The organism is Thermodiscus maritimus, from assembly GCF_055382595.1.
In genome coordinates this window covers 948,324-964,633 of record NZ_AP042434.1, presented here as the reverse complement: position 1 = coordinate 964,633, position 16,310 = coordinate 948,324, and the positions used below count along the sequence as shown (strand labels likewise).

The window sequence follows — 16,310 nt, the reverse complement described above, 5'->3', positions numbered from 1 at the left end:
ATTACACCCTCCACTTTGAAGCCTCTTCTTTCGAAACCACTATCTCGCCATCCGGTATAATAGCCTTAATCCATGCCTTGGTAGCCTTGATACCTACAGATCCTATCTCATCCAGAAACTCGGAGAGGACACGAGAGATTAAATCCTCTACTAGGGACCCTTCCCCCAGCACCTCTTCAAGATAGGTGTGATCATACTTAGAAGTAACCCTCCTCAAGGCATCCTTCAACATGACAATATCCACTACCTTAACTACCTCGATGCAGGCCTTCAAGCCCACATCATGGCCATGCAGTCTCCCATCGAATTTCTCAGCCCTCAGCGCAATAGATATAATAGTGGAGACGCAGTAAACCGGCAACCATTGACACCTGTAAAGGATAATGACTCGACTAAGGACTATAAACTGGTTGGAGGTGGAAACGTTGAGTATTGATGAGAACAGCCTCGACAAGCTCATAGCTGAGAGCGGTGAAGGTGTAGCCATACATTTGCACGTGAAGCCTTCCGCCAAGAAGACTCTCCTCTCCCTCGAGTACGGTGAACTAGTATTCTACACTAGAGAGCCCCCTGTAGGGGGGAAGGCTAATGCGAGCCTCATCAAGTATCTATCAAAGCTACTGGGGGTCCCCCAGTCTAGGATTGAGATAGTCAGGGGTGGTAAGAGTAGGGATAAGATGGTTCTGGTTAAAGGTGTTTCAAGGGAGGAGGTGTTGGCTAAGATCATGAGTGTGGTGAAGTAGTGTATCACGGCCTCTTATCGGGGTATTAGTGGGAAGTCTCTTATCTTAGCCTCTCCACTCCTCCTCCCATCAGGCTTCTCAACGGTAACCGGCTCACCCAGGATTGCATACCTCGTATCGATATAGGCTTGCCCGATCCCCCTCTCGATTATCGGGCTGAAGGTTCCGCTCGTCACCCATCCGACAACTTGATCCTCTACCTTCACCAGGTACCCGGTTCTTGGTATGAATCTAGCGTGCTTCTTCTTCATAACTAGGCCAACCCTTATCCAGCGCACACCCTCTCTCCTACAAGCCCTCAGCGTGGGCTCCCCAACATAGCCCGTCTTCTTCCAGTCTATGGCTCCCAGCCCGTACCTTAAGCTTAGAGCGCATGGATACTTGACTGGGTCCTCTCCATACTCGTTACCTCCAAGCACGAAGCCCACCTCAATCCTTAGCGAGTCCCTAGAAGCTATGCCCACAGGCTTAGCCCCCGCCTCTATGAGCTCCTTTACAAGCTTAGCAGCCTCACTGTGCCTAGCCCAGAACTCGAATCCGTCCTCCCCAGTCCAGCCGCTCCTGCTTGCCACATAGACTTCAGCGCCACCTATCCTAACGTTGGTGGCGAACTCAAGCGGCTTCAAGCCAGTTACATCACTGCCGGCCAGCTTACCCAGAACCTCCTCTGCTCTAGGTCCTTGGAGGGCTAACAGGCTATACTCTCCCGTCAGGTCCTCTACCTCGACCTGGAGGCCGTATTCCCTTGCCTTACTCTTCATGTACTCTCTCATATGCTCTGTGACAGCCGCGTTGGGGACTACAAGCCACTCGTTATCGCTGAGGCGGTAGAACATCTCGTCATCCTTCACCCTCGCGTACTCGTTGAGCGCGAGCGTGGGGCCGCTCATAAAGCCTACTTTCGTCTTCCCAAGCCTCTTCGTGAAGAGCCTCTCCAGCAGTTCTAGTGAGTCGGGACCCTTGATGCGGAGCCTCCCCATATGGCTGATATCGAAGAGGCCAGCACTCTTTCTAACCGCAACGTGTTCTTCTAGAGCGGAGGTGTAGTACATTGGCACAGTCCAACCAGCGAACTCGCCGAAGGTGGCGCCTAGCTGAGAATGGAGGTCGTAGAGGGGTATCTTCTTCCCCATTGCAAGAGCACCATGAGATCCTAGCCTTCCCCAGTCTCTTTATTTCTTATTAACATTATGGGGGTGGGAGAATGTCTTGCAGAATCCAGGGGTTATAGTTAGAGTATAGTCTCATAGCCGACCGGAAGCAGCTCTCCCTGGGGGTCGTAGCCTAAATTATACCGGGGCTGGTAAGAGCACCATCCAATAGCTTCAAGCGCTCGTTTAACCCGTCCCTTGTAGAGGGCTCTCCACGCTTCTAGAACTAGGCTGTCAGAGGTTTTACCCGGACCATTACAGCCGGGGTTGAAGGTGAATCCCCCCTTAATGTAGAGCCTCGATAATGGTATCGCTTCACCTTCATATGTGTGGAAGAGAACGACTCCTCCATAGAGTATGGCCTTAGCCATTACGGAGTGTAGCGGGTCTCCCTCGCTAATCTCCCCGCCGGATAGGGCTCTCTCTACGAGATCCAGGACCCGAGAGGGGATCGCCTCATCAATCTCCTTCGACACTGTGGCTATTGCGAAGTTCTCGGATGCAGCTAGTATGACTGGATTATAGACTCGGACACGCGCTCCCATAATAATCAGTTCTCCCGGCAAGGGACCCCGCCCCCAGGATGCTACATGAAGCTTGTGGGGAACCCTTCATCCTTCCTTGTGTGCCCCGCTACTACTCCGAGCTCAGCGTTAAGTACAGTGGAGATCATCGCTAGAACGTTTACGAGGACCCTAACTCCCCCAGCGACGGCGGACCTGCTTAGCTCTTCATGGTAGAGTATCCTTGTAACTATAATGTTCTGCGGGTCTATATAGGAGGGCTGCACTACAACAACGCAGTCAGGGCATAGGTTGTAGACTGTTTTCAACACCTCGGCCACAACACGCATCCTCTTCTCTGGCTTAAGCCTCGCCAGCAACTCCCTGTGCTCGCTGCTAACCATGACTCCTAAAGTCATAATGATCCTGTCCTTCTTAGTAGATGGCTGCTGGACCACAACCTTAGCTATGACGGGAGGAACCTTAGCGGTGACGCTGAGTACCCATTCGAGGGGGGCCCCAGGAGGTACTGGTTCACTCTTGACCTCGTGGTCCTCATCGACAAGCCAGCCTATGATCTTATCCCTAATACTGGTATTGTTCAAACTCTAACACCTGGTTATCCGAAACGTGTTTGTCTTTATCTTATATATGGTGTCCCCATACCGGTATAGTGGAGAGCTTATAACTTGCAACGAAGGATACCTTTAACGGTGTTAAAAGGAGGGCATGTGAAATGACCACCGCACTGCGGGTCGAAGACCTGCATGTAAAGGTTGGAGGCAAGGAGATACTGAAAGGAATAGACCTAGAAGTAAAATACGGCGAAGTCCACGCAGTCATGGGTCCAAACGGTAGCGGCAAGTCGACCTTAGCATACGCAATCATGGGGAGGGAAGGCTACGAGGTAGTCAAGGGAGACATACTACTCGAACGGGGCAAGCATAAAGGACCTCGGCCCCGACGAGAGAGCGTTGAAGGGAATATTCCTAGCCTTCCAGGAGCCACCCAGCATACAGGGTGTGAGATTCTCAACATTCCTAATAGCAGCCATAAATAAGAAGATGGGATCAGAGGATCTAACAACGCTCAAGGATCCGAAGAAGCTCAGAGAGATCTACAAGCTGGTCGAGGAGGTAGGTCTTGACAGGAGCGTTCTAACACGAGAACTCTATGTAGGATTCAGTGGGGGAGAGAAGAAGAGGGCAGAGATGCTCCAAGCCCTCCTCCTAGACCCCAAGGTCATCATACTTGACGAGCCCGACAGCGGGCTCGACGTGGACGGAGTCCGCAAGGTGGCTGAGATAATAAATAAACTAAGGGAGAAGGGGAAGGCTATACTCGTCATCACACACTACGCACGCCTCCTAAACTACGTGGAGCCCGAGAAAGTCACGGTTCTAATAGATGGGAGAGTGGTAGCCTCTGACGGTCCAGAGCTGGCTAGAAGGATCGAAGAGAAGGGGTACCAAGTAGTCAGGTCTCAATAGGGGTGATAATGGATGAGTAAGGGAGCTGTGAAGCTTAGAGAGGATCTCTTAAAGGGAATGGACGCAGTTGACATGCTCGGCCTCACCGGTAAGCCTTACAAGGTGGAGGTTCAGCTGAAGGGTAAGATAACGAGGGATATGGTTGAAGAGATCAGCCGGTTGAAGAAGGAGCCCGACTGGATGAGGAGGCTCCGCCTCCGGAGTCTAGAGCTCTTCGAGAAGTTGCCTATGCCCAAGTGGGTTCCTGGGATCGAGGAGATCGACCTCGAGGAGCTGGCATACTATGTGAAGCCGGAAGCCCCTATGGCGAGGGACTGGGACGAGCTGCCCAAGGAGATAAGGGAGTACTATGAGAGGCTCGGAATACCGGAGGCGGAGGCCCGCTTCCTATCAGGGCTGTATGCTGTAATGGATAGTGAGACCGTATACGGGAAGGTTAAGGAGTCGCTGAGGGAGAAGGGAGTAGTCATTATGTCTATGGATGAGGCTGTCCAAAAGGACCTCCCCATACTCAAAGACTACTTCATGAGGGTATTCCCTCCGGGAGACCACAAGTTCGCCGCCCTCCACGGAGCCCTTTGGAGTGGAGGAGTATTCATGTACGTGCCAAAAGGCGTGAGGATCCCCGATCCTATCGAGGGATTCTTCCTGATAGGACAGGCTTATGAGGGCCAGTTCGAGCACACCCTGATAATCGCCGACGAGGGCAGCTATGTCAACTTCATAGAAGGGTGCAGCGCTCCAAGATTCGTGGGCTACAGCTTCCACGATGGAATGGTCGAGCTATACGCGCACAAGAACTCAGTGATAAAGTTCACAACCGTCCAGAACTGGAGTAAGAACGTGATCAACTACAACAACAAGAGGGCTATCGCCGAGTCCGGGGCGAGAGTAGACTGGTTCGAAGGCAGCATTGGCAGCAAGATAACAGTAACATATCCAAGCACCGTGCTTAAGGGAGAAGGCGCAGTCTCTAGGAGCATGGTAGTGAGCTTGAGCAAAGGGCCAGTGATAAAGGATACTGGGAGCAAGATGATCCACGCAGCCCCCAGGACTAGAAGCAGGATAGTTAACAGAGACGATCAGCGCAGAGGGCGGAGTGAACATCTATAGGGGGCTAGTAAGAGTCCTCAGGGGTGCAAAGTATGCGCAGGCTGATGTCGAGTGCGACTCCCTAATATTCGATAAGGAGAGCAAGGCCCACACTTACCCGCACAACCAGGTAGATGAGCCGACAGCCCAGGTAACCCATGAAGCCACCACAGGGAGGCTAAGCGAGCCCCAGCTCTTCTACCTCCAGTCTAGGGGCCTAGACGAGGACGAGGCTAAGAGCCTCATAGTACTAGGCTTCCTAAGCGACATACTAGCGGAGCTACCCTTCGAGTACCTAAACGTGCTCAGCAAGGTTATACAGCTGGAGTTCAAGAAGCTAGGAGGTGTAGGCTAATGTCAACCGCATACCTCAAGGAGAGATACCTAAAGGAGGCTGAGAAGAAGGAGTTCCAGGAGATCGCCGACTCCCCCACCCTTAAATACTACACAAACTGGGGCATATTCAAGAAGCGCATGAATGCTCCAGACTCAAAAACATACATCGAAATCCCCGACTGGGTCAAGGGATTATCCGATAAAATGGTGATCCTGTCAGACAAGGTAGTCGTGAAAGGAGTCCCAGAGGATCATGTAGAGGTCCACGATGAATACAATGTTGTAAAGGATCTACAAGTAGATGGGAAGATGGAATACTATGCAACAGCCCGCCTAACAAAGGCGGTAGAGATCAATATACCCTCCGAGGAGAAGGTTGAGGGCCTCGTAGTAGTCAGCCTCGGGGGAGATGGCTTCACAGGCCACCACGTGCACTTGAACCTTGGAAGCCTCTCAGAGGCAGAGATCATACTAGTAGACCTCGGGGGAGTATGGGATACATCAATAAAAACCCTAACCTTAGCAGGTGAATTGAAGAGTGACAGTAGGCTAAAGGTGTACTCTGCCAGTATTCATGGCGGATCGGCCACCTATAGTAGGAGAGTCTACCGGCTCTCGCCACGCTCCAGGCTGGAACTCTACACGCTGTACTCCTCGGGTGCTTCGACCAGGATCAACGAGGACGTCCATCTCCTAGGAGACTACTCAGAGGTGGAGATCGCCTCCTCGGGAGTATCGACTCCACACTCGTGGGGAGACGTGCTTTTGAACGTGAGGCACAAGGGCAAGAGGACGAAATCCTACATCAATGGGAGAGGAGTTGTCTTCGAGGACGGCTTCCTAACAATGAGGGGAGTCGCGATCGTAGAGGAAGAGGCCGAATGGTCTTCGACTCACGTTGAAGTCCACGTCTCATCCCTAGGGGAGACAGCTAAGGGGAACGCCAGCCCAATGCTAGAGATACACACGGGAAACGTGGAGGAGGCATTCCACAGCGCAAGCGTCTCAAGCCTATCAGAGGAGGAACTCTTCTACCTCCAGTCCAGAGGGCTGAGTAAAATTGATGCACGGAACCTCCTAACGGAGGGAACACTCTACTACTCGGGCGTCATGGATAAGCTCAGCATACCAGTAAAGCAGATCCTAACACCATTCAACAGCTAAGCCAACTCATCCTCTAATACCTTCATAAACTCCATTACAATCCTCAACCTCTCCTCAGCTATGGTTTTAGAGGCCTCCAAGTACATAAGGCCTGGAAGGCGGATTATCTTCTCCCTTATATGATTCAGGCTCTCCTCGAAGGCCCTCCTAAACTGGCAGCCTGTATGGAAGACGCGGGCTATACCAACTCCTCCTAGAGCGTCTAGCTTGTCTGCATCAGAGAGGATCATAGCCTCCAAGGTCCTCGCCTTCACTCCAAGAGAATAGCTGTGGGCGAGTATGGCATGAGCTACCGCGCCGATATCGCCCTTGAAGCCGATCGAGGCTAGGAGTTCCTCGGCGAAGCGGGCACTTTTCTCAGCATGGTGTCCTTCGCCGGGAAGAAACCTTCCAACGTCGTGCAGGAGTACCGCAGTTTCCAGGACAAGCCAGTCTACGCTCTCCTCTATCAGCGAGGCAATCCTTCTAGCCAACTTATATACTCGAACGACATGAGGCCATCCATGGGCCGGATCCTCACTCATGAGGGCTCTCGACACGAGCACAACGGCCCTAGGGGCTCTACCGAACTCCACTACGTCATCGTACCCGTAGCCATCCATGACCCGGGACCCCCAGGATAGCTGAACGGCGGGTGTTTATCTCTCCGCTAACAGGGTATAATCGATTATGGATTAGGGTGTTGGACCCGTAATGTGGCAAGGGTTGGGCACGAGCGTATAAAGGTGTGTATCTATATGTGTATTTACAAATGAATGGGACAAATCGATTACCTCGAAACCCCCACTATTAAAGACGAAACCCCAAGACTGGAGGGGAGTAGTTTGTCGCAGAACGTAGAGTGTAAGACGGAGAACGGGTACATTATTGTCCCCAAGGGATTAAAGAACGTTGTACCAGACGTTACCTACATCAGCGGAGTGGACCCGGAGGGCCGGGCTACAATTTACAGGGGGTACACTATTGACGATATAGGAGCTAATGCAAGCTTCTATGAGGCCGTCTGGCTGTTCCATAAGGGAGAGCTACCGTGTGATGAGGAGCTTAAGGAGATTAAGAAGAAGATCGACACCTATAGGGGTCAGGTACCGGAGAAGATCTTCGACGCCCTCAAGCTGGTTCCCAAGGCGCACCCCATGTACTATGGCGCCTATGGAGTAACCCTTCTAGGACAGTTCAACGCCCCCGACGACTGGAAGTTTGACCCCGACTTCCTCTTCGAGCACGCTCTCAGGCTAATAGCACAGCTACCAGTGATCTTCGCGGCAGGGTGGAACCTGGCCCACCACGGCACAGCTGTAAGGCCAGACCCCAACATGGACCACGCTAAGGACGTGCTGAGAATGATCGTCATGAGGGAGCCAAGCGACATTGAGGCCAGAGCGTTCGAGTCAAGCCTAGTCCTCTACATGGACCACGGCTTCAACGCATCAACCTTCACCACCAGGGTAATCGCCAGCACCCTAAGCGACATGTACAGCGCTGTTGCGGGAGGGATCGGGGCCCTGAAGGGACCCCTACACGGCGGCGCCAACGAGAAGGCCCTGGTAATGCTCCTAGATGCAAAGAAGAAGGCTGAGGAGAAGGGCAAGCCGCTAGAGGAGTACATTGAAGAGTACATACTAGAGAAGCTCGCAAAGAAGGAGAAGATAATGGGATTCGGCCACAGAGTCTACAAGCTCCATGACCCAAGAACCGATGTAGCCGCCAAGTACATAAAGCAGCTGCCCGAGGGAGAGTACTGGCTCAAGGTCCTCAAGAAGGCGGAGGAGGTAATGTGGAGGGAGAAGAAGCTGCCGGCCAACATCGACTTCTACACTGCAATACTATACATGCAGCTGGGCATACCGATACCAATGTTCACCCCAGTATTCGCCATGGGAAGGATAGTTGGCTGGACCGCACACTACATCGAGCAGGTGATGAACAACAAGATCATTAGGCCCAGCGAGAAGTACGTGGGCCCTGTCGGGAAGAAGTACCAGCCCCTAGAGGAGAGGTGCAAGAAGTAACACCGCCAACCAACTCAAATATTTTCTATTATTAAAATTTTCTTTTGAACGACTCCTTCGCAGGCCCAGCAACAGGTCTAAACGGCCCACACAGATCCATATTTGACTCCCAAAAGACAATTATCCAACCAGGTGCCAAGTCCTTGGCAACACTAGAAGAGAAACGGGATCTAGCCCACATACTAGCCGAGGCTCTGGGCGTACCGGTTGAGAGAGCTGAGAAGCTCCTGGAATCGAAGAGCACAAGGGTTATGAGGTACCGGGGCTTCAGGTACATAGCTTTGAGGAGGGACCTTCTAGGCCACTATGAGGGAACCACTATAATCATCTCGGGCGACGAGTATAGGGTGGTGGAAGGGTACCCCCACATCGAGAGGGTGTTGCTCCTCTCCAGAGCTGTACCCCGACACTTCATAGACGAGGTAGTAGTGGAGGAGAAAATGGACGGGCACAACGTTAGGGTGGTGAGGGTAGGAGGAGAGATCCTAGCGATTACACGGGGCGGGTACATTTGCCCGTACACGACAATGAGGATGAGGAGGAGGTATGGTGAGGGCCTCAATGCGATATTCGACGAGCTGGGCGATGACACTGTTGTTGCAGGGGAAGTAGTGGGGATGGAGAACCCCTACACCCGCTACTACTATCCGGAGGCGCCATACTGGGACTTTTTCGTCTTCGACATATTCAGGGGAGGGACCCCCCTCCGGGTAGGGGAGAGGAGGAGGCTGGTAGAAGAGCATGGTTTAAGGAACGTGCCCCAGCTCGGGGTAGTGAGCAAGGACGACTGGAAGAGGATCAATGACATTGTGAAGGGCCTCGAGTCCGCTGGCCGAGAAGGCGTGGTGTTGAAGGATCCAGAGTACAGGGTCCCCCCTCTAAAGTACACTACGAGCTACATAAACACCCACGACATACAGGAGGGGATGAAGTATCCGTTCGACGAAGGACATACCTTCATATTCCCCAGGGTCCTAAGGCAAATGTTCAGGGCATACGAGGAGGGATGGGACGAGGAGAGACTCCGAGAGGAGGCTGAGAGGATAGGTCTAGCAATACTCCTCCCCGCAGTGGAGAGCATAAGGAAGTATGTTATGGGGGAGCCCTTGGCTGAGGAGTTCATACTAGAATTCGCAAGCATTACTGAGCTGGAAGAATACATCTCCTACGCTGCCAGCCTAGGAATACCACTGACTGTTCTCTCAATCGATAGGGTAGACTCCTCTGTAAAGGTAAAGCTCCTCAAACACAAGAAGACGCCAGAGTACTACAGGAGGATCTTCAAGACGGGCATCTCACCCCTCGACTAACACTCCAAGCTCCACCGCGTAAGCGAGGCCCGAGGCGAGCGCCACAATATCGAGCACGGAGCCGGGATTCCACCCCCTACTCCTCCAGAGCTTGTCAAGCCAGGAAACCGCCAGATGGAGCCCGCTGTGTTGGGCGATGGAGAGGGCTACACGGGCCTCATGCATCGCCCTCTTATAGGCCCTCCACCCATACTTCCTCCCAATCAAAGTATCCCCGTACTCAGCTAGGAGGATTAGGACGGCTTCGATAATGGACTCCTCACCCACTCCCCCATTCAGTATTATTTTGAGGGCGGTCCTAGTCAACGGATAGCCCTCAAGCACCTCCCTGTGAACGTGATCCCACCTAGTATGATGTAATACTGGAACGAGGCCGGTTGGATACTCTCCCGAGCCCACGCTGGGCAGGGGTCCCTCATACCTTCCAAGGTGGGATACGCCTAGGCTCTCGAGAAGCCTATAGTACTCTACCCCCGACTCCCTCGAGTCGCAGGCAACCACCTCCTCGGAGGCCCGCTTGAGGAGCAGTCCAACTACCCCCTCCTCCCTAGAGGCGCGGCACACCGGCAGTAGAAGCAGGAGCGAGCCCAGGTTGAGGTTTGTCCCCGCCACCCTAGAGATTAGAGACCGGTAAGCCTTGAACCCCCTAGCCATGAAACCCCTACAGTCCCCCCTACAGGATGCCTCACAGGCTCTTAAGGCAGGATAGAGGCTCTTCGCATAGCTCACAATATCCTTGTCTGGGTGGCGGGAGCACCTGGTAACAGCGCCTGGCTTTGGGTGTGCTAGGGGTTCAAGCAATAGGCCCATAGCTACTGCGGCTCCCACACTGCACTCGCTGCTCAACCTAGTAGGCCCTTAGCCATCTAGTGGGTGATGCAAGGGTTAATTCCCTTCAACCACCGCAACCCCCTCTACGGGTGCTGTATTGTTGAAGGTGAAGCCTGCAGTAGCACTCCTACAAGCCCTAAGAGCCATGGCTGAATCAAGGGGGAGCGGGATCGCCGGCATCGCCAGAGCCGGCGGGCAGGAGAGGGTAAAGATCAATGTGAGGGCCCTCTTCAAGTACCACGACGAGGACACAGGGTACAGGCTAGTGGAGGAGGTCCTAGCCAGCATGGGGGAGGAAGACTACCGCATCCTCGAGGCTAAGGGTATTAGGCTGATACGGGCGGGGGAGGGTATATACATTGAAGTACCAGTCGAACTCCTAGAGGACCCGGGAAGGATCACAGAGTGAGGCGCAGGGCTTTGAAGATAGACTCACTAGAAGAAGCGTGGAGAACGTGGAGTAGGCTAGCATCGTACGCGAGCGGGAGGAGAGCATACCGGCTCCTAAAGATGATAACACTCTACCACAGAATACAGGCCTCAGCGGGCCTAAAGGAGGCCGTGAGCCTAATAGAGAGGATCCTAATAGATGAGGCCCCAGACAACGTGGAAGTCTACTCATTCAGGTACACGGGGAAGGCTGGGCCCGAATGGCTCAACCTCCCGGCCGGCTGGGACGTCTATGATGCATGGATAGAGGTACAAGGGATGAAATACACGTACACGCAACACCCTACCCTCCCAGCAGCCCATACACCACCCTCAGACGGGACAATACATGGAAACGTAGTACGGATAGGGGACCCTCTAGACGAGCGGGAGTACGAGAAGAATAGGGACAAGATAATCCTAGTCACCAGGCACCACAGGATAGCCTACAGGCTAGCGGCCGAGAACGGGGTCCCCGCAGTCCTGCTAGCGGATCCCAGCAAGCATCACGACTCATTCCCCTACATAGGACTCTTCCTAACAAGGGAGGAGGCGGAGAAGTACTCCACTGTAGCCGCAACCATACCCTGGAGAATGGCGGAAGGACTAGAGGGGAAGAGTATTAGCATGAGGGTAGACTCCGACCTCGGAGGGCCGGGGGAGCTGCCTGTACTCGCCGCGTGGATAGGGGATAAGGACGGCGAGGGACCCCTGCTCGCCGCCCACATATGCCACCCAGCTCCCGGGGCGAACGATAACGCGAGCGGCTCCAGCGCGGTCCTAGAGGCATTCCTTGCATTAGCATCCGCCATCGAAGAAGGAGCCCTCAGAGAACCAGACTACACTATACGCCTAGCCCTAATCCCAGAGTATACGGGGAGCATACTGGGGATGGAGGGATGGCTCGGCAACCTCGCGGCGTGGGGCCTGAACCTAGACATGGTGGGTAGAGCAGGTGAGTACTCGCCGGAGCCTAGGCTAGTATACTCTCCGGTAACAGCGGGACCCTCTAGGGCTGGAGACGTATACTATGACGTGCTCTACTCTACGGAGGCGGGGATGGGGATAGACTACTACATGGCTGGGAGCGACCACGACGTCCTCCTAGCCTATGGAAGGGACGCTGTAATGATCAACCAGTGGCCCGACACATACTACCACACGGACTCCGATGACGCCGACACTATATCGGTGGAGCGCCTAGAGAAGGCTGCAAGGAACGCGGCCGCCACAATATACCTCCTTGCAACAGGGTACCAGCCCACAGGCCTCTCCCGCTCTAGGCTCGTAGAGGAGGTAATAGGTGGGCATATCAAGAGGGGAGAAGTTGAAGCGGCTAGGCTGGCGGCGAGCATACTCCCACTCCGCTACAACGCCAGCGATAAGCTTGAGGGCGCAGTCTACGATTGGACGCCTGTAAGGGATGACAGGCTCATAGCCAGGAAGATACCAGTGTACGCGGGGCTCCTAACAATAAGCCTCGATCCACCCGGCATGGCCGAGTATACTAGGAGGCTCGAAGCCATAGGGTTGCCGAGAGACCTGCTTAGCGAGGTATTCATAGCGGCCGGTAGAGGATACAGGGTTGACAGGCTTCACAGCGAGCTGGCAGCGGTATACGGGGTGAGGGGTTTGAGCGAGAAGCTTGAGGCCCTCCTAGAGCTCCTAGCAGAATATGGGATGATAAGCCTCTCCTAGCCCTCCTTCAGGGATGATAGCACCCTATAACTCCTCTCCGCCACCGTGTAAGCCATGAGGGCAACCATGAGCCATAGGAGCATCCCAGCCCAATACGTGTTTCCGAGTGCAGCCAACAATGCTATGATGAATAGTGTGATCGTCCTATCACCCCTCTCCATCAACCCAACCCCCCGGAGCTGGACCCCCACGAGCTCCCCCTTAGCCCTCACATAGCTGATCGTAACAGCCAGCCCCACGCCCAGCACTACTGGGGCTGGTGGGAGCCCTGCCAGGTAGATTGCGAGGAAGTAGGCTAGGTCCGAGAGCCTATCAGTCACAGAGTCTAGGAACTCCCCGTACCTGCTGGCTCCACGGGTTATCCTCGCCACCGAGCCGTCGAGGGCGTCTACTAGGGCGGAGGCGAGGATCATAAGTGAGGCTGCGAGGTAGTGGTGCATGTAGGCTAAGAGGGGCACTGTCCAGGCGAGTACTCCCCCGAGGAGCGTGTAGAAGTCGGGGTTTGGGACTAGCCTGGCCAGCCACCTTGCAATCACTCCTAGCAGGTTCTGTGCCCGCGGCCTGGCCTTCTCCAACACCATCCCTAACCATACACCTCTAAACTCGATATATACCACACTGATATATTCCTGCCCGCCGCCAATTAGTAGACGGTGAATGGGATGCCTCCAATAAATCCCCTCCCCGAGGGCACAGAGGCCCCCGACTTCGAGGCAGTAGCCCATACTGGGGAGAAGGTTAGACTCTCCGACTACAAGGGCAAGATAGTAGTACTATACTTCTACCCTAGAGCAATGACTCCAGGATGCACTAGGGAGGGCCACAGGTTCGAGGAGCTGGCAGAGGAGTTCGAGAAGCGTGGGGCAGTAATATTGGGAGTCTCAACCGACTCCCCCGATAGGAACAAGAGGTTCGCGGAGAAGGAGGGCTTCAAGCACATACTCCTCCTGAGCGACGAGGAAGGCAAGATAGCAGAGTCCTACGGGGTATTAAAACCCGGGGCCAAGAGGCCGTCCGCCGCAAGAGTAACATTCATCATAGACAAGGACGGGGTAATCAGGAAGGTGCTCGTGGGCGTGAGGCCCGCGGAGAGGCACGCGGACCTAGCCCTAGAGGCAGTGAAAGAGCTATCAGGAGAATAGCACGTGGGGTCCCCCATTACAATGGAGGTATTCATTTTTCCCTTTCTACAAAATAATTCCACGCTAGAGTAAGACTGCAAAGCTTCACTCAGTGGAAATAATTCAAGGAGTGGCAACCAAGAAGTTACCGGTTATAGCAGACCCCATCCTACTGCACGCTACCTTAAGGTTCCCTAATCCTAACCGGGTCCGGAACCACGGAGGCTCCTCCTTGGACGTGCTTAATCGATGAGTGGATCGGTGTGGAGTCGATAATGACTTGTACCTTGAGCATAGATGCTTCGTAGGTTAGGGATTCCGCACGGCATTTGTACTGTTTTCGGTGAAGCCTGTATTTTTATCGATGTCCATATACGGTTAGTAGTGGCCTATTGGGAGAGGTGGCTTGTAGTTGACTGTGTTGGTTAGGAGGGACCCTCCTATATCCTGGGTTATTATTGACAGGCAGGATAAGGGTAATAGTCTTGATAGTGAGGAAGCTCGCCGGCTGGCGGAGAGGATCCGGGAAGAGTGTACTACCGGGGAGACTAGTGTTGTCGTCTTGACTGGTGCTGGGGACAGGTTCTTCTCCACCGGAGTCGACCTGGGGAGTGTGGCTGAGGTTAGAGATGAGAAGGATGCTTGGAGGCTCATGTATGAGGGCCTCGGAGCCGTCTGTGGAGCGGTCCATGACTGCGAGAAGCCAGTTATCGCGGCATTGAACGGGCACGCCATAGGGATAGGCTTCGAGATCCTCTACCACGCGGACATAGTAGTGGCGGTGCGCAGCGCTAAGCTTGGCACGCCAGCTGTGAAGTGGGGGATGGTCCCGCCCGCGACCCCCACTATTGGCCCTTGGCTTATCGGGTACAAGAACGCCGCCTACCTGGCATTGACTGGGAGGCTAGTATCCGCGGAGGAGGCGCAGAAGATGGGTATAGTGAACATTGTGGTGGAGGATAGAGAGGAGCTTGCAAGGGTTGTAGAGGAGATCGCGGGGGAGATAGCATCGAACGACCAGTGGGCTGTTAGGAGCATTAAGAGGCTCCTCCGCGGCGCCAGGCCAAGCGTGCTGGTGGAGCGGGGACTCACAACCCTAGTATACTCTACAGTTAGGAGGGAGACAAGGGAGAGGGCCAGAGGCTTCCTGGAACGCAAGAAGAAGTAGAAGAGTGCACCCCTCGATGGAAGGGTAGCCGTTATCCCCTCCCACCACCCCCTTATAGTATTACATGGAGCGTCGACTGTGGGGCCCTGGGCATTGCCGGGAGTAGCAGACCTGCCGCTGCACGGGGGGAGGGTCCCTCCGTGGATGCTCCGCATTATGGAGGAGCTCGCCGAGTCTATTGTGAGGTATATGGTTGAGGTCCGGGGCCCCTCAACGGTGCTAGCAATGCTAGCTGACCCCCTCTGGTTCCAGGCCTTCAACAACGTTATCGGGATGGACTGGGATAGTAGCGGTAGCACTACCGTGGTTACGGGTATACTCAAAACTGTAACGTGGAGGGACCCCAATATCGGAGTACTGGTGTTGGGTGGTAAGGGGGCTCGGATGAGGAGGGTCCCCGAAGAGGCGGTTGAAGCCAGCAAGCTGTACGGCGTTGACGCTGGAGAGCTTGAGAGGGCTAGCAGGATCGCGGCAAGGGCAGACTCATCATTCCTCCAGGACGGCTACACTCTGTACCACCACGCCCTCGTGGTGAGCGTGGAGGGAGACTACATAGTCGTGCAGCAGGGTATGAATACTGGGTCTGGTATGGCCAGGCGCTACCACGTCACCCGGTTCGAGCTGGAGGAGCCCCACTCGGGAGTCGCCGGTATATCTGGTGGAGAAGGAGTCTTGAACGCTGTCGCACGGGAGAGCAGGGATGCGCGGCGCCTCTACCTGGACCTCCTAGGTGAGGGGCCCAGGAGGCTCCTCCGCCTCCTCGGGGAGGCTAATAGGAGGATTAGGGGCCAGCCAAGCATCCTAGACTATATTGAGGGACCCTCCCCCCTCCAGGCGGGCAGGCGCCCTGCCTACTACCAGCCAGTCATCCCCTCCAGGAGCCTTGTGAAGACTATTGAGAGGCTTGCATCCGATCCCCCCATTGACGAGTTGGATCTAGCCTTGAAGCCTGGCGTGGGCCCCAGGCTTGTCAGGGCCCTCGCTCTCATAGCGGACGTGATCTACGGCGTCCCTACTAGTGTGAGGGACCCTGTAACCCACCCCCTAGACCCATACCTCTACGCCTACGCGATTGGGGGTAAGGATGGCGTCCCCTATCCCTTCGATCCCCGCACCGCTCGCGAGGCTATCAGCTTCTTAAGGGAGGCGCTGGAGGAGGCTAGGGTCGGGGAGAGGGTGAAGGCTAGAGCATTGGAGAGGCTCCACAGGCTCGTCTCATCACTTGAGAGGCGCTGCTTGTAAGGGGTAATAGTAATATTCAC

The 16,310-nt window shown here is 54.5% G+C and carries 16 protein-coding genes and 2 pseudogenes; 11 read left to right on the top strand and 7 right to left on the bottom strand.

Translation table 11 applies throughout. The annotated features are described in order from the left end of the window. Nucleotide 1 precedes the first annotated feature (1 nt). A complete protein-coding gene (locus tag ACZ47H_RS05225; protein ID WP_464932639.1) occupies nucleotides 2-361 on the bottom strand; it encodes a hypothetical protein in 360 nt (119 codons plus the stop codon). Nucleotides 362-425: 64 nt separating this feature from the next. On the opposite strand from ACZ47H_RS05225, the gene ACZ47H_RS05220 reads away from it, so the two are divergent. Continuing rightward, nucleotides 426-743 carry a DUF167 domain-containing protein gene (locus ACZ47H_RS05220; protein WP_464932638.1) on the top strand — a complete coding sequence of 106 codons (318 nt, stop codon included), beginning with the start codon at nucleotides 426-428 and terminating at the stop codon, nucleotides 741-743. Between the two features lie 14 nt (nucleotides 744-757). On the opposite strand, the gene gcvT is transcribed toward ACZ47H_RS05220, so the two are convergent. The 3 genes from gcvT to ACZ47H_RS05205 all read right to left on the bottom strand — a co-directional run bounded on the left by gcvT (nucleotide 758) and on the right by ACZ47H_RS05205 (nucleotide 3,002). Next, nucleotides 758-1,876: a glycine cleavage system aminomethyltransferase GcvT gene (gene gcvT, locus ACZ47H_RS05215; RefSeq protein ID WP_464932637.1), complete on the bottom strand. Its 1,119-nt coding sequence runs from the start codon at nucleotides 1,874-1,876 to the stop codon at nucleotides 758-760. 98 nt (nucleotides 1,877-1,974) lie between these two features. Then, nucleotides 1,975-2,460 carry a hypothetical protein gene (locus ACZ47H_RS05210; RefSeq protein WP_464932636.1) on the bottom strand — a complete coding sequence of 162 codons (486 nt, stop codon included), beginning with the start codon at nucleotides 2,458-2,460 and terminating at the stop codon, nucleotides 1,975-1,977. Nucleotides 2,461-2,480: 20 nt separating this feature from the next. Continuing rightward, complete coding sequence (locus ACZ47H_RS05205; protein ID WP_464932635.1) at nucleotides 2,481-3,002, bottom strand: DUF2299 domain-containing protein; 522 nt, start codon at nucleotides 3,000-3,002, stop codon at nucleotides 2,481-2,483. A gap of 131 nt (nucleotides 3,003-3,133) precedes the next feature. On the opposite strand from ACZ47H_RS05205, the pseudogene sufC reads away from it, so the two are divergent. The 3 genes and pseudogenes from sufC to ACZ47H_RS05190 all read left to right on the top strand — a co-directional run bounded on the left by sufC (nucleotide 3,134) and on the right by ACZ47H_RS05190 (nucleotide 6,479). Beyond that, nucleotides 3,134-3,887: pseudogene (gene sufC, locus ACZ47H_RS05200) on the top strand (Fe-S cluster assembly ATPase SufC). Between the two features lie 57 nt (nucleotides 3,888-3,944). Further along, a pseudogene (sufB, locus tag ACZ47H_RS05195) lies at nucleotides 3,945-5,334 on the top strand (Fe-S cluster assembly protein SufB). Then, on the top strand, nucleotides 5,334-6,479 hold the full coding sequence (locus tag ACZ47H_RS05190) for a SufB/SufD family protein (RefSeq protein ID WP_464932634.1): 1,146 nt from the start codon (nucleotides 5,334-5,336) through the stop codon (nucleotides 6,477-6,479). Before sufB ends, ACZ47H_RS05190 begins: the two are co-directional and overlap by 1 nt. On the opposite strand, the gene ACZ47H_RS05185 is transcribed toward ACZ47H_RS05190, so the two are convergent. Continuing rightward, nucleotides 6,476-7,081, bottom strand: a complete 606-nt coding sequence (locus ACZ47H_RS05185) for an HD domain-containing protein (protein ID WP_464932633.1) — start codon at nucleotides 7,079-7,081, stop codon at nucleotides 6,476-6,478. The two genes, ACZ47H_RS05190 and ACZ47H_RS05185, sit on opposite strands and share 4 nt — an antisense overlap. A gap of 222 nt (nucleotides 7,082-7,303) precedes the next feature. Here ACZ47H_RS05185 and ACZ47H_RS05180 point away from each other — a divergent pair, with 222 nt between their 5' ends. Beyond that, complete coding sequence (locus ACZ47H_RS05180) at nucleotides 7,304-8,491, top strand: citrate/2-methylcitrate synthase (protein WP_464932632.1); 1,188 nt, start codon at nucleotides 7,304-7,306, stop codon at nucleotides 8,489-8,491. 143 nt (nucleotides 8,492-8,634) lie between these two features. After that, nucleotides 8,635-9,801 carry an RNA ligase gene (locus ACZ47H_RS05175; protein ID WP_464932631.1) on the top strand — a complete coding sequence of 389 codons (1,167 nt, stop codon included), beginning with the start codon at nucleotides 8,635-8,637 and terminating at the stop codon, nucleotides 9,799-9,801. Here ACZ47H_RS05175 and ACZ47H_RS05170 read toward each other — a convergent pair. Continuing rightward, nucleotides 9,787-10,647: a triphosphoribosyl-dephospho-CoA synthase gene (locus ACZ47H_RS05170; protein WP_464932630.1), complete on the bottom strand. Its 861-nt coding sequence runs from the start codon at nucleotides 10,645-10,647 to the stop codon at nucleotides 9,787-9,789. The genes ACZ47H_RS05175 and ACZ47H_RS05170 overlap by 15 nt on opposite strands. 85 nt (nucleotides 10,648-10,732) lie before the next feature. On the opposite strand from ACZ47H_RS05170, the gene ACZ47H_RS05165 reads away from it, so the two are divergent. Further along, nucleotides 10,733-11,041, top strand: coding sequence for a hypothetical protein (locus tag ACZ47H_RS05165; RefSeq protein ID WP_464932629.1), 309 nt, complete (start codon nucleotides 10,733-10,735; stop codon nucleotides 11,039-11,041). Between the two features lie 11 nt (nucleotides 11,042-11,052). Beyond that, nucleotides 11,053-12,759 (top strand): DUF4910 domain-containing protein, encoded by a 1,707-nt coding sequence (locus ACZ47H_RS05160; protein WP_464932628.1) that lies wholly within the window; start codon nucleotides 11,053-11,055, stop codon nucleotides 12,757-12,759. On the opposite strand, the gene ACZ47H_RS05155 is transcribed toward ACZ47H_RS05160, so the two are convergent. Next, nucleotides 12,756-13,340: a CDP-alcohol phosphatidyltransferase family protein gene (locus ACZ47H_RS05155; RefSeq protein ID WP_464932627.1), complete on the bottom strand. Its 585-nt coding sequence runs from the start codon at nucleotides 13,338-13,340 to the stop codon at nucleotides 12,756-12,758. The genes ACZ47H_RS05160 and ACZ47H_RS05155 overlap by 4 nt on opposite strands. A gap of 81 nt (nucleotides 13,341-13,421) precedes the next feature. On the opposite strand from ACZ47H_RS05155, the gene ACZ47H_RS05150 reads away from it, so the two are divergent. The 3 genes from ACZ47H_RS05150 (at nucleotide 13,422) to ACZ47H_RS05140 (ending at nucleotide 16,290) form a co-directional block, all read left to right on the top strand. Beyond that, entirely contained in the window at nucleotides 13,422-13,901 is a 480-nt protein-coding gene (locus ACZ47H_RS05150; protein ID WP_464932626.1) for a peroxiredoxin, read from the top strand. 397 nt (nucleotides 13,902-14,298) lie between these two features. Beyond that, on the top strand, nucleotides 14,299-15,048 hold the full coding sequence (locus tag ACZ47H_RS05145; RefSeq protein ID WP_464933953.1) for an enoyl-CoA hydratase/isomerase family protein: 750 nt from the start codon (nucleotides 14,299-14,301) through the stop codon (nucleotides 15,046-15,048). A 93-nt stretch (nucleotides 15,049-15,141) separates the two neighbouring features. Beyond that, a complete protein-coding gene (locus ACZ47H_RS05140) occupies nucleotides 15,142-16,290 on the top strand; it encodes a DUF763 domain-containing protein (RefSeq protein ID WP_464932624.1) in 1,149 nt (382 codons plus the stop codon). Nucleotides 16,291-16,310 lie beyond the last annotated feature (20 nt).